The organism is Orbus hercynius (assembly GCF_003634275.1).
In the GTDB taxonomy this organism is placed as follows: domain Bacteria; phylum Pseudomonadota; class Gammaproteobacteria; order Enterobacterales; family Orbaceae; genus Orbus; species Orbus hercynius.
The window spans coordinates 296103-309865 of sequence record NZ_RBWY01000001.1; the positions used below are offsets into that span (position 1 = coordinate 296103).

Below are 13763 nucleotides of genomic sequence, written 5' to 3' on the forward strand. Positions count from 1 at the left end.
TTATTTTTATTCTTTTGAGTAAAGAAGCAAATACTTTTATGTTTGCTCTCTATCAATATGATAGTAATAAAGTTCATGACTAGAATTCCGAAAATAATTTATAACTACTTTGACGTTTATTATCTAGCTAAAAACTTTTTGTTTTTAAAATAATGGAGATATTTTATCAAAAACAAAACAAGAAGTACAATATGTAGTATCTATTAATGGGATTTTATACTATATGTTGTATCTTGTTAGTTTTTGAATCGAGATAAACTAAACAATGAAAAGACTGATGGAATGCCATTGACGATAATAGTGAAGGCTAATGGCCACATAACGAGTAAGATAGCCCCCCAGATTGGCCATTCCCATGCATTGACAGCTCCATATAAAGCTGCAACAGCTAATATGATAGGAAATTCCAATAATATGAGCGCTATAATAAAAGCTATAACCTTATTCATGTCGAAAGCTATAATTATTCCATCCCAGCCAGCAAAGAAGACAACGGCACTAATTGAAAGCATGACACCTCTTATTATGAATATCATATGATAACTCCTTATTTATGTTGAATTTTAAAAATATTTTAATTAGATACCATTCAATGGAAGACTTCAAATCGTTTACATCGATCCATTGATGGGTTATTGATCGTTTTTAAAGATCAATCCTTTTTAACGATTTTACTAAAGCCATTTCAAGTGAATGATGCAGGGTTTCTATATGAATGGCTTTTCCATAAGTATCATAAGCAAGGCTATTAGAACTATGCCCTAGGATTTGCTGAGCCGTTGATAGTGGCGTTCCGCTGTTCTTTAATACGGTGGCCAGGCTATGCCTAAAAGAGTGGAAGGATAAGCCATTAACGTTGTTTAATGTATGCTTTAATAAGGTGCGATTAAACCATTTACTGACTTTATCACTATATCGTCCTTTATCAGTCCAAGTGACATCAAAGAGTAAATTATCTTGATGTCCACGAGAAGAAACATAGTCCATAAACTCATTACAATCAAAACCAAAGGCATGATTGACTAAAGGAATAGTACGAGCACTGTATTGGTTTTTTAAGCTCTTTCCTTCAACCCCGTGAGCATTGATATCTAGGTAAATAATGTTGTTATCTGTTTTTATTACATCTTTGACTTGTAATTGGCAGATTTCATTCAGTCTAGCGCCTGTTATTGCTGAAATAAGAGGGATGTAATATTGCCACGCTAAGCCGTTTCTAGCGTAGTGAATTTTACATGATGATAGTATTAGCTCTATTTGTTTTAGGCTAAAGGCGTTACGTTTATCCGCTTCTTTTTGGCTATCCTTTAACAATAAGTCTGTTGCTAAATTCTTTTTGATAAGGTCATTCTTCTCAGCCCAGTTAAATACTGAGGATAAAAAGATTAGGTGTCCATTAATGGTTCTGATTGATAGTGTTTTATCATAGGATTGGCTTAATACTTCGGCTAATGACTGGTCTTTAAATACCTGTTTTCTGTTTACAGGGAGTCGTTTAATCACTTCTCTAACTTCTAACATATCTTTGCGAGTAATACTGCCCACATCATTTAGCTTTAAGTAATCAAATATTTCAATGAGTAGGGCTTTATTCGCTTGTGAGCTTAGCTGTGTCGCATATTTCCAGTTACTCCCTTTTTCCTGAATGTAGTTATTACAAAGCTCACTGATTGAGGTGATAGCTTGTGAGGGAGAGAATAAATCAGTTGGTGATGCTTGAGTGATAAAGCATACAGGTTTAATTTGATTATCTAATTCTACAGTTGATTTGAAATATCTCTGTAGCTCTTGATATGAATTAAACTCGGAGATTAACTGTTGTAATTCAAGTTCCTGTTTAACCATCTGTAACTTGGATAATGCTGTTTTCTTATGTTTAGTTCTTAGTGATAATGAGTAGATAGAGTCTTGATATTTTAATCTGATGTAATAGACAGGTTTTCTAAGATAAAGTGAAATAGAATAGTTTAAAAGTTGTTGTGATGTAAGCTGATTCATAATAACCTTCTGTATACAGTTATGTTACAGTTTAATTAGGTCATTTGAAATTTCTGAATGGAATCAAAAAATTTGTTGAAGATGGCGGAAGCGCAGAGATTCGAACTCTGGGAGGGTTTCCCCTCGCCGGTTTTCAAGACCGGTGCCTTCAACCGCTCGGCCACACTTCCGCAATGGCTGTGCATATTAAAGTAGTGTGTTAGATTTGTAAATAGGTAAGTATCATTTTTTTTTCGTTTGCTTTAAATTTCACCAGCTCCCCTGATTGAAGATATATCGGCATGATATATTTCAAACGCAAAGATGTTGTATTTTCTTTATTATTGTATAATGAAGAATATTTTATTACGGTTAGTTAATTATGCTAGTATTAAATGGTAAAACAATCGCTACTGATGAAAGTGGATATTTGAAAGATTGGCAAGTATGGTCACCTGAATTAATGAATCTAATTGCGCAAAATGAGCGAATAGAATTAACCGATGCACATCTTGAAGTCATCTATTTTGTACGTGAGTTTTATTTAGAATATAAGACATCACCAGCTATTCGTGCTTTAGTTAAGGCGATGGAAAAAAAATTGGGTCCAGAAAAAGGTAATAGTCGTTATTTGCAGCGCTTGTTTCCTGATGGACCTGCTAAGCAAGCAACAAAATTAGCAGGTTTGCCGAAACCTGTTAAATGCATATAAGAGTGGTTATAACATGTTAGCCAAGTGGAAATTGCCAATTTTACTCTGTGCCATATTGGGATATTTACAATATGATTTTTGGTATGGCAAAAATAATTTTTTTGATTATAAACAGAATTTAGATTCAGTCCAAATTATGCATGCTGAGAATGAAAAATTAAAGCTACGTAATGAGCGAATGTTTGCTGAAATATCCAATCTTTATGATGGTTCTGATGCAATAGAAGAGCGCGCAAGAAGCCATTTAGGTATGATTGCTCCCGATGAACACTTTTATCGAATCGTTTCGGAATCTTCGTCCTTATGGGGACAGGAATAATATGGTTAGCCAGTCTATTATTGCTATCGTTCCTGCTGCAGGTGGTGGCCAAAGAATGAATATGTCATTACCTAAACAGTATATTAAAATTGGCCAGGCGACTATTTTAGAACACACATTGCACAAGTTGCTATCTTTGCCATTGATTAGTCGTATTATTGTGGTGATAAGTCCGGATGATCATTTTTTTACCACATTAGCGATTGCCAGCAACCCGCGAATCTCTTTTACTCATGGTGGCAGTACGCGGGCTCAATCCGTACTTGCTGGATTAACACTTGTCAATGATGATAGCTGGGCATTAGTCCATGATGCGGCAAGGCCTTGCGTCACTCATGCTGATATCAAAAAATTAGTTGATGCCGTGATTCAGGCTAATTGTGGTGGTATTTTAGCAACCAAAGTAACCGATACTATTAAACAGTCATCACATCAATCTAATATTGACTTTCCTACCATTATAAAAACATGTGATCGTGAATATTTATGGGCGGCAGCAACGCCGCAAATGTTTAAAGCTAAATTGCTAAAAGAGAGCATGCTAAAAGCAAAAGAAGATGGAGTGAGCTTAACGGATGAAGCATCAGCGATCGAGTACTGTCACGGGCAGCCATTACTCGTTGAGTGCCAGCGCGATAATATTAAAGTCACGCGCCCAGAAGACTTGCCACTGGCAACGCTATATTTGCAAGAACAAGGTTATATCACAAAATAATTTTTACCAGTAATTGGCAACATGATTAAAAACGAAATGATAGGGTTGATATGATAAGAATCGGACATGGTTTTGATGTGCATCGTTTTGGTGGTGAAGGGCCATTAACATTAGGTGGTGTTAAAGTGCCTTATGAACAAGGGTTTATCGCTCATTCTGATGGGGATGTAGTATTACACGCGGTGACTGATGCGATTTTAGGTGCTCTGGCGCTGGGTGATATTGGTAAACATTTTCCTGATACAGATAATCAATATAAGGGCATTGATAGCCGTATTTTATTGCAAAAAGTATTCGGCTTAATTCAGACCAAAGGTTATGCATTATCAAACCTTGATGTCACCATTATTGCGCAAGAACCGAAAATGCAATCTCACATACCACAAATGCGAATTAATATTGCCGAAGACTTACAGGCACATTTTGATTTAGTGAGCGTGAAAGCAACGACGACCGAAAAATTGGGCTTCACTGGCCGTAAAGAAGGTATTGCTTGCGAAGCAGTAGTGTTACTCAAAAAAATAACCGACAAATAAAGAGATTTTAGCATGTTAGACGCATTACAATATTTACACGGCAAGCCAATTGTATCAGGTTTGTATAAAGAGCAAGATAGTGATTTTTTTGTTAAAGAGGATCTTGGCTACGAGCTTGAAGGTGAGGGTGAGCATGTGTTTGTTAATGTGCAAAAACAAAATTGTAATACACTTTTTGTTGCCGAGCAGCTTGCTAAATTTGCTGGTATCTCGCCTAAGTTAGTTGGTTATGCGGGATTGAAAGATCGTAATGCCGTTACACAGCAGTGGTTTGGTTTGCATATTCCCGGTAAATTTACTCCGGATTTTTCGACCTTTGAGCTGGAAGGATGTAAAATTTTGGCGGTAAAACGACATAATAAAAAACTGCGTATTGGTAACTTAAAAGGTAACTTTTTTTCATTAATACTGCGTAATATTGATAATCAAACCGAAGTTAACGATCGTTTAGCGTTAATTAAAGCACATGGTGTGCCGAACTACTTCGGTGAACAGCGTTTTGGCAAAGAAAATAATAATATCGAGCAAGCAATTTTGTGGGCGAAAGGTGAGCTAAAGGTTAAGGATCGTAAAAAACGAAGTTTTTACCTGTCAGCGGCTCGTAGCGCGATTTTTAATCATATCGTCAGTGAACGAATTGTTAAAAAATTGAATGATACGGTGTTAAATGGCGATATTTTACAATTTGCTGAGCGTGGTAGCTGGTTTGTCGCACAAGCGGATGAATTAGCGCTATTACAACAACGCCTTGAAAGTGCTGAGCTGAATATTACCGCACCAATGCTCGGGGATAATGGCGCGCAAACTAAAGATGATGCACTGCGCTTTGAACAGCAATCTATTGATGATTACTGGGCGGATTTTCTACCGTTATTTCGTCAAGAACGCGTTGAGACAGCGCGTCGATCCGCGCGATTAAGAGCAAAGAACCTCGATTGGCAGTGGCAAGATAAGGCAACATTAACTCTCGATTTTTGGTTGCCAGCAGGGAGCTATGCGACAGCTGTTTTGCGAGAGCTTATATCATAACCTGAGCATAAAGGATTTATATTGATGGCAAATATAAAAATGAAGTCTTTAATTTCTCAGTTAGATGCTTTGGGAATAAAAGATGCTCGCGTTTTACAAGCGATTTCGGCTGTGCCAAGGGAACATTTTATCGATCAGGCATTATCACATCAAGCATACGATAATCGTTCATTACCTATTGGCTCAGGGCAGACTATCTCTCAGCCTTATATTGTCGCTAAAATGACTGAATTGCTACAATTAAGACCCGATTCAAAGATTCTTGAAATCGGCACTGGGTCGGGATATCAAACCGCAATCTTGGCTAATTTGGTCGAGCATGTGTGCTCGATTGAACGTATTAAAGGATTGCAGTGGAATGCTAAGCGCCGGCTCAAACAGTTAGATATTCATAATGTGTCAACGCGTCATGGTGATGGTTGGTTGGGGTGGCCAGAGAGAGCCCCTTTTGATGGCATTATTGTCACTGCCGCTGCGGCGGAAATTCCCCAAGCCTTAGTTTATCAGCTTGCTGATAAAGGGCGGTTAGTTATCCCTGTTGGTGAACATGATCAATCATTACAAGTCATTGAACGAGAGAATGATAAATTTAGATTAAACATTATTGAGTCGGTCAAATTTGTGCCTTTGGTGAAAGGCGAATTACTATAATGCGATTGTTAGCCATTAACCGTACTTGCACATGATAGCGCTGCATTAATTATTAAAGGAGAGAATATGCTGTACGGTTTTGATATTGGTGGCACAAAAATTGAAATCGTTGTCTTTGATGAATCGCTCACACCATTATGGCATAAACGGATAGCCACACCTTTAACTAGCTATACGGCATTTTTAACTAGCCTAATTGAATTAATTCGCGAAGCTGACGAGAAATTTTCGGTGCAAGGTCGTGTCGGTATTGGCATACCGGGCTTAGTTAATCATCACACTGGAACGGTTTACTCGACGAACATTGCCATATTACATGATAAACCCTTTATACGCGACTTCGAACACGCCATTGCAAGGTCTGTATTCATTAATAATGATGCCAATTGCTTTGTACTGTCAGAGGCGTTTGATGATGATTTTAAGTCTTATCAGAGTGTGCTTGGTATTATTTTAGGTACCGGTGTCGGTGGTGGCATTGTTGTTAATCAGCAGATTATTTCTGGCGCCAATGGCTGCGCTGGTGAAGTTGGACATATACGATTACCGATTGATGTTTTCGATATTCTCGGTAAAGATATTCCTTTACTGAAATGTGGCTGTGGATTGGTTGGCTGCTGTGAGCAATATTTATCAGGTCGTGGATTCGAATGGTTATATACGCATTTTTACCACTATACACTCGATGCCCCAAGTATTATTGAGCGATACTATCAAGGTGATAAAAGTGCCAAGCAACACGTTGATCGTTATTTAGAATTATTATCGGCCTATTTAGCACACTTAATTATGATCATCGATGCTGACTTGATTGTATTTGGTGGTGGATTATCGCATTTTGAAGCGATTTATCAGCATGTTCCAACGCGTATGAGTAAGTATTTATTAAAGCAGATGGTTGTGCCTAGACTTGCAAAAGCCCGATATGGTGATGCAGGAGGTGCTCGAGGTGCCGCTTTATTATGTTTGAATCAAAATAATGAATAGAGGGAAATCTATTATGCAACTTAAAAAAGTAATTGTGTTTCTGTTTGTGTGCTCAATACCAACCATAACTCTGCAAGCTTTAGCAAGTGAATCGACTGCTAAAGTTGATTTGACTAAAGTTACCTTATATTTAAGCGGCGCTGAGTTACAGGGCACGTCAGTTGTGAAAGTCCCAAAAGGCGAGAGTGAGATTTTATTAATTGGTTTAGCTAAAACGATCAATCCAAATTCGATTAACGTCGGATTGAATAATAAAGCCATGATTTTATCAACCACATTAGTTGATGATTATATGGTACAAAAATCTAGCTCGGACAAGCAAATGGCATTGACTACGGCATTAAAAAAATTAGAAGACGAAAAAGCAGTCCTATCGATAAAATTAGCGGCAGTTAATGAAGAAATTGCGTTATTGAAGGGTAACCGAATTGATACGATTATCAAACCAAATGGCTCTATTAATGATGCAAAACAGGTAATGGGATTTGTAAAAGAGAACTTGATTACTGCTTTAACGGAGCAGAGAGCAATAGAACTTAAACAAGCTGAACTCCAAAAGTCAATCAAACAATATCAGCTGCAAATTAATCAAGAAGATCGAGGTGACAATTTACCACAAAAAGCAATTAAAGTGAAAATTTATAGTGATGAATCAATTGAACTGCCAATTTCGCTCTCATACATCACGCCAGAGGCTGGTTGGGAACCGATTTATGATGTAAGAGTAAAAGATATTAGCTCACCAGTTGGTTTAACGTACAAAGCAAATGTGTATCAATATAGCGGCTTAAATTGGAATAATATTGATTTAACATTATCGACAGCAAATCCAAGTCAAGGTATTACTGCACCAGAGCTCGCTCCCTGGAATATTTCCTTGTACGATAGCAAAAGATATGGTGTATCTAATGCAAAAACAGTGCTTTATGAGGCGAAACAAAGCGAGGTAAATTATGATGTTCTCCAGCAAAAAAATAACGTTATAAATTATATTGTAACTGATAATAATGGTTTAAATTTACAATTTAATATCAAGCTACCTTATACAATCACAGGTTATAGTAATGATAATATCTTAGTTTTACAGCAGCGGGATGCTGCGGCTCAATATCGTTATATTGCCATTCCTAAATTAGATAATCATGTATTTTTACAAGCGCAAATTACCCATTGGGATACCCTTGCCTTATTACCAGGCAAATCAACAGTCTTTTATGCCGGCAATTATGTGGGTGAAGGATATCTAACAACACAAGGCGTCAAAGATACGCTTAATATCTCACTTGGTCGTGATAATGAGATCATTGTTGCGCGTAATCAGGATCTAAATGAAACATCTAAGCCATCTTTTTTTGGTAATGAAGTATCGCAAAAATTTGCTTACACCATTGATGTTAAAAACCTGAAAGAGCGTGAGATTAACATGACGGTTTATGATCAATTACCGGTTATCGAAAATAAAACGATTACCTTAGACGATACAAAATATTCAGGTGCTAGTTATGATAAAGATACAGGATTACTCACCTGGCAAATACATTTGGCAGCTAAAGAGACCAAGCAGCTACCATTTAGTTTTAAAATAACCTACCCAAAGGATAAAGCTGATAATATCATCGGCTTATAAGTGCTAATTTAGAAGGGCTGTTGATGGGGCATATTGCATTGTTAGATAAATTAAAATCAAGTGGCATGATTATGCCACTTGATTATCATCTCGCGCTGTTTTTTATCCGGCAATCTAAATTAACCGATTCTTTGGCTTTGTCTCGATTTGCTTTTTTAATTGTGTGGCTAAATATTGAAGTGAGAGCAGGTCATGTCTGTATAAATATCACTCAAATCACCAAACACAATTTAGAATATCGTTTTGGCCGCGAATATGTTACTCGAATTTTTTCTGATTTAGATGAACCAACATGGCATGATTGGATAAAATTATGTGAACGAGTTGGTCAAAACATAATCAGTGATGGTAGCTGTTTATCCCCATTAATACGCAATGACAATCGAATCTACTTTCAGCGTATGTGGTTATATGAAAAACACGTGGCAGCATATTTTAATAGTGCATTAACATGTCAGGTTGTAGAGCGGCAAGCAAATCAACTATTAAATGATTTATTTCCATCAACGAGTGCGTCACATGATATAGATTGGCAAAAAGTTGCTGCGGCTTTAGCGGTTATTCATCCCGTCGCAATTATTTCAGGTGGACCGGGTACGGGTAAAACCACCACCATTAGTAAAATTTTAGCCGTACTCGTTTCAATGCATCAACATGATAGCTTATCGCCATTACGCATTGTTGCTGCAGCACCTACGGGCAAAGCCGCAGCTAGATTAACAGAATCACTATCTAAAGCAATATCGACATTACCGGTGCCTAAATCAATCAAGCAGCGTATTCCTATCGAAGCTTTAACATTGCACCGATTACTCGGCGCTAGTTCTAATAACCGTCAATATCGATATCACCAAGGCAATCCATTAAGTATCGATATCTTATTAATTGATGAAGCATCAATGATTGATTTACCCATGATGTCGAGTGTGATTGCTGCCTTACCTAATAATGCTAGATTGATTTTATTAGGCGATAAAGAACAGCTCTCCTCTGTTGAAGCTGGTGCGGTATTTGGTGATTTATGTGCACAATTACAGCGAGGCTATAGTGAGCAGCAAGTACAGATGATTAGTCAATTGACCGGATATGTTTTAGAAGCAAAATCTGCGCAGGTTTCTATTGCTGATCATGTGTGTTTGTTACAAAAAAGCTACCGATTTTCTAGCGAGTCAGGCATTGGTTTGCTAGCTAATGCTATCAAAGCGGGTCGATACCCGCATGTTATGACATTATTACAATCTAAAAACTACTCGGATTTAACATTTCATGAAATAAGTTGTCGTGATCAATATCAGCAAGCGGTTGAACAATGTGCTAATAATTATTTAAATTATTTACAAATAATAATATCCAAATCGAATGACATCAAAACCATATTAGACTCTTTTGCGCAATTTAGATTATTGTGTGCGTTAAGGGAGGGCCCGTTTGGGGTGCTTGGTTTGAATGAGATGATTGAGCGGCTATTAGCTCAAAAAAAAGTCATTAATCTTATTAAACGCGATGGTTGGTATATTGGTCGACCGATAATGATATTAAAAAATAGCTTTTCACTAGGACTATTTAATGGCGATATTGGTATTACGCTACCTTCTCTTGACGATGCTAATAAACTCAAAGTGTATTTTTTATTACCTAATGGCGAGATAAAAGGTGTTGCACCTTTTCGGCTTCCTGAGCATGAAACCGCGTATGCCATGACGATTCATAAATCGCAAGGTTCGGAGTTTGGATCGGTGAGCATTATTTTACCAAACGAATATTCACCATTATTGACGCGTTCATTACTATATACAGCAGTTACTAGAGCAAAAAATCACATAACACTTTATTCACCTTATACCATTATTGAAAAAACAATTAATACTCAAATTGAGCGGCAAAGTGGATTGGCTAATTTACTAATTTAAATTTATTTTGTAATTATTGAATTGATAAAGGGTCTTTCGACCCTTTAAGAGATTATTAGTGGATAATTTTGGCAAGGAAGTCTTTCGCTCTATCAGACTGCGGATTATTAAAAAATTGTTCTTTTGACGTATCTTCAATAATTTCACCCGCATCCATAAAGATAACGCGATTAGCGACCTTTCTAGCAAATCCCATTTCATGAGTAACAACCATCATAGTCATTCCTTCATAAGCGAGTTCAACCATAACATCTAGCACTTCATTAACCATTTCAGGATCAAGGGCGGATGTTGGCTCATCAAATAACATCACCACCGGATCCATACATAATGCTCTCGCAATTGCAACACGTTGTTGCTGACCACCTGATAGTTGACTTGGTAGCTTATTAGCATGGTCAGATAGACCGACTCGCTCAAGTAAAGAACGCGCTTTTTCTTTTGCTTCTTTATCAGAACGACCAAGCACTTTGATTTGCGCTAATGTTAAGTTCTTCAATATTGTTAGGTGTGGAAATAATTCAAAGTGTTGAAATACCATCCCCACTTTAGATCGTAAATTAGCTAAATTAGTTGATTTATTCGTGACTTCAGTGTCGCCAATAAAGATTTGCCCCATTTGCACCGGTTCAAGCCCATTAACAGTTTTGATTAATGTTGATTTACCAGAGCCTGATGGGCCACAAACAACGACGACTTCACCTTTTTTAACATCTGTTGAGCAATTTTTTAATACTTGGAATTTGCCATACCATTTTGAAACATTTTTTAAGGAAATCATTTTTAGTCCTTTTTCAAATAACTAACTAAACGTGATGCACTAAAGCTGATAATAAAGTAACAGATAGCGGCAAAAATGATCATTGAATATTCAGCTGTGCCGCCTTGTCCTTTACCGATGATAGTGACGCTTGCACCAAATAGATCCGTCAGACTCATCACATAAACTAATGAGGTATCTTGGAATAAGATAATACCTTGTGTTAATAATAGTGGTACCATTGCCTTGAATGCTTGCGGTAGTATAATCAAACGCATTGTTTGGCTTTTTGTCATACCTAAGGCAAAAGCTGCATGATACTGGCCTTTGCTTACTGCATTAATACCTGCTCGAATTATCTCAGAATAATAAGCCGCCTCAAACAGCGCAAAAGCGATCATAGCGGATGCAACGCGCACATCAGCATAGGGTGGCAGATTAAACACGTGTTTAATGACTTGTGGTAGCACAAAATAAAACCAAAGTAACACTAATAGTAATGGTATGGAACGGAAAAGATTCACATAACATTTAGCAAAGACACGTAATATTTTAATATTTGATAAACGCATTAAAGCTAATGCAGTACCAATGATAATCCCAAAAATAATGGCAGTAATCGTAATTTTGAGTGTTAATCCTAAACCACTGAGTAATAAATCTGTATTATCCATTACAAGTGACGGAATATTAATAATCCATTCAAATAACTGCATCATTAACCTCCACTCATCATGTTAGGTAAGCGAGTTTTCTTTTCAACTCTACGCATAATCAAAATAACCGCATAATTTACAATCGCAAAGGCTAGGGTCACACCGCATAGTATCTCAACGATACTATTTGTTTGCTCATTGATACGGTCAATTTGCCCAGTCAAATCAAGCAGGCCTATTGTTGAGGCAACGGATGAGTTTTTAATAATATTGGTCATCTCTGAGGTTAACGTTGGGATAATTTTACGATAAGCATTAGGCAGCAATATATGATAATACGTCTGTACTTGCGTAAGTCCTAATGCGGTAGCGGCGTATTTTTGCCCAACAGGTAATGTTTGGATACCGGTTCTTACTTGTTCTGCAATACGTGCAGAAGTAAATAGGCCTAGTGCTACCATTGCTAAAACAAAGCATTGAATATTGGGATCAAGATCTTCCATAAACCAGACTTTAAGCGATCCACTTAATATCTGTGGCAGCAATGTATACCACAGAAACATTTGCACTAATAGTGGAATATTACGGAAAATATCGACGTAATAGATAGCAAACTTTCGTAAAAATTTACTATTCGACGTGCGCATAATACCGACTATAGAACCAAATATAAAGGCAATAATCCATGCTGATATGGCCAGAGAAAGGGTGACAGTCAACCCACTCAAAAGCCAATTAAGGTATATTCCATCACCATAAGGTGTGGGTTCAAAAAATAGTGTCCAATTAAAATTCATATTATCAATTTATCAGTTTTGTACTGAGTATTTACTATACTCAGTACATTAATGAACAAAATAAGCGAGACTAAAATTAGTCTAATGCGTTATCGTTAGGGGCAGCAAAAAGCTCTACCATTTTAGATGAAATCTCTAAATCCATGTTAGCCCCTCTAGGTGGTACGGGTTGAGTAAACCAACGATTATAAGATTCTAATGCTTGCCCTGATGTTTGAGCATCTGCGATGGCTTTATCCATGAGTTGCTTAAATTGAGTATCGCCTTTGCGAAGCATACAGCCATAAGCTTCATAAGATAGTGGTTCGCCGACAATAGTCCATTGTGTTGGGTCAATAGCTCTTGATCGTTCGCCCGCGAGCAAGGCATCATCCATCAAAAATGCAGCGGCACGGCCCGTTTCAAGTGCCTTAAACGCATCACTGTGATCTTTAGGAGTAATGATACGCATTTTCAAATTATCTCTATTATTAATTTGATTTAAGCGAATTTCTGAGGTTGTACCTGCTGTTGTAACAACATTTTTACCTTTTAAATCGTCAATACTGTTAATCTTTCCATCGTTTTTGACAAGGAAGCGGGTACCTACGATATAAATAGTATCTGAAAAGTCGACCACTTTTTGGCGTTCAAGGTTATTGGTGGTTGAACCGCATTCAAAGTCATAAGTATAGTTATTAAGTAACTGAATACGTGTTTTTGAAGTTACTGGTAAATATTTCACCTGTAAATTTGGCATGTTTAACTCTTTTTTTACTGCATCGACAATCAGGTTAGAGTAATCCTGAGAATATCCCACAACATTTTGATCATTATCATAATAAGAAAAGGGAATCGAGGATTCTCTGTGACCAACAACAATGACACCTGAGTCTTTAATTTTAGCTAATGTCCCGGTTAGTTCTTCTGCGTTTGCCACTGATTGAACTAATCCAAGTAAAGCAAAAGATAAAATTAACTGGGTCAATTTACCTGTAGGTTTTTTTTGATTAATCATACTCATCTCCTCTTTCTTTAGATTGTATTGCCTTTAAAATAAAGAATATTTTATTGGCAGCTGAACATTATAACTGATTTTTGATTATAA

15 protein-coding genes and 1 tRNA gene are annotated in these 13763 nt (G+C 37.0%); 9 read left to right on the forward strand and 7 right to left on the reverse strand.

Translation table 11 applies throughout. The features are described 5' to 3' along the window. Positions 1-236: 236 nt before the first annotated feature. The 3 genes from DES39_RS01495 to DES39_RS01505 form a co-directional block, all read right to left on the reverse strand. Positions 237-512 (reverse strand): hypothetical protein, encoded by a 276-nt coding sequence (locus tag DES39_RS01495; RefSeq protein ID WP_170143304.1) that lies wholly within the window; start codon positions 510-512, stop codon positions 237-239. A 133-nt stretch (positions 513-645) separates the two neighbouring features. After that, positions 646-1998 carry a site-specific integrase gene (locus DES39_RS01500; RefSeq protein WP_121144004.1) on the reverse strand — a complete coding sequence of 451 codons (1353 nt, stop codon included), beginning with the start codon at positions 1996-1998 and terminating at the stop codon, positions 646-648. Between the two features lie 82 nt (positions 1999-2080). Further along, positions 2081-2168, reverse strand: a tRNA-Ser gene (locus tag DES39_RS01505). Between the two features lie 191 nt (positions 2169-2359). On the opposite strand from DES39_RS01505, the gene DES39_RS01510 reads away from it, so the two are divergent. The 9 genes from DES39_RS01510 to recD all read left to right on the forward strand — a co-directional run bounded on the left by DES39_RS01510 (position 2360) and on the right by recD (position 10463). Next, positions 2360-2689, forward strand: coding sequence for a TusE/DsrC/DsvC family sulfur relay protein (locus tag DES39_RS01510; protein ID WP_121144005.1), 330 nt, complete (start codon positions 2360-2362; stop codon positions 2687-2689). Between the two features lie 13 nt (positions 2690-2702). After that, positions 2703-3008: a cell division protein FtsB gene (gene ftsB, locus DES39_RS01515; protein ID WP_121144006.1), complete on the forward strand. Its 306-nt coding sequence runs from the start codon at positions 2703-2705 to the stop codon at positions 3006-3008. A 1-nt stretch (position 3009) separates the two neighbouring features. Beyond that, the gene (gene ispD, locus DES39_RS01520; RefSeq protein WP_121144007.1) at positions 3010-3723 is read left to right on the forward strand and encodes a 2-C-methyl-D-erythritol 4-phosphate cytidylyltransferase; all 714 of its coding nucleotides are present in this window, start codon (positions 3010-3012) and stop codon (positions 3721-3723) included. Between the two features lie 53 nt (positions 3724-3776). Then, complete coding sequence (gene ispF / locus DES39_RS01525) at positions 3777-4259, forward strand: 2-C-methyl-D-erythritol 2,4-cyclodiphosphate synthase (RefSeq protein WP_121144748.1); 483 nt, start codon at positions 3777-3779, stop codon at positions 4257-4259. Positions 4260-4271: 12 nt separating this feature from the next. Continuing rightward, entirely contained in the window at positions 4272-5288 is a 1017-nt protein-coding gene (truD, locus tag DES39_RS01530) for a tRNA pseudouridine(13) synthase TruD (RefSeq protein WP_121144008.1), read from the forward strand. Positions 5289-5312: 24 nt separating this feature from the next. Beyond that, the gene (locus tag DES39_RS01535; protein WP_121144009.1) at positions 5313-5939 is read left to right on the forward strand and encodes a protein-L-isoaspartate(D-aspartate) O-methyltransferase; all 627 of its coding nucleotides are present in this window, start codon (positions 5313-5315) and stop codon (positions 5937-5939) included. A gap of 66 nt (positions 5940-6005) precedes the next feature. Continuing rightward, positions 6006-6926: an N-acetylglucosamine kinase gene (gene nagK, locus DES39_RS01540; RefSeq protein ID WP_121144010.1), complete on the forward strand. Its 921-nt coding sequence runs from the start codon at positions 6006-6008 to the stop codon at positions 6924-6926. 13 nt (positions 6927-6939) lie between these two features. Next, on the forward strand, positions 6940-8553 hold the full coding sequence (locus DES39_RS01545; protein ID WP_170143305.1) for a DUF4139 domain-containing protein: 1614 nt from the start codon (positions 6940-6942) through the stop codon (positions 8551-8553). A 23-nt stretch (positions 8554-8576) separates the two neighbouring features. After that, a complete protein-coding gene (recD, locus tag DES39_RS01550; RefSeq protein WP_121144012.1) occupies positions 8577-10463 on the forward strand; it encodes an exodeoxyribonuclease V subunit alpha in 1887 nt (628 codons plus the stop codon). 55 nt (positions 10464-10518) lie between these two features. On the opposite strand, the gene DES39_RS01555 is transcribed toward recD, so the two are convergent. The 4 genes from DES39_RS01555 to DES39_RS01570 all read right to left on the reverse strand — a co-directional run bounded on the left by DES39_RS01555 (position 10519) and on the right by DES39_RS01570 (position 13673). Continuing rightward, on the reverse strand, positions 10519-11244 hold the full coding sequence (locus tag DES39_RS01555; RefSeq protein WP_121144013.1) for an amino acid ABC transporter ATP-binding protein: 726 nt from the start codon (positions 11242-11244) through the stop codon (positions 10519-10521). A 2-nt stretch (positions 11245-11246) separates the two neighbouring features. After that, on the reverse strand, positions 11247-11939 hold the full coding sequence (locus DES39_RS01560) for an ABC transporter permease subunit (RefSeq protein ID WP_121144014.1): 693 nt from the start codon (positions 11937-11939) through the stop codon (positions 11247-11249). Between the two features lie 2 nt (positions 11940-11941). Continuing rightward, positions 11942-12676, reverse strand: a complete 735-nt coding sequence (locus DES39_RS01565) for an amino acid ABC transporter permease (protein WP_121144015.1) — start codon at positions 12674-12676, stop codon at positions 11942-11944. 76 nt (positions 12677-12752) lie between these two features. After that, positions 12753-13673 carry a glutamate/aspartate ABC transporter substrate-binding protein gene (locus DES39_RS01570; RefSeq protein ID WP_121144016.1) on the reverse strand — a complete coding sequence of 307 codons (921 nt, stop codon included), beginning with the start codon at positions 13671-13673 and terminating at the stop codon, positions 12753-12755. Positions 13674-13763: the final 90 nt, after the last annotated feature.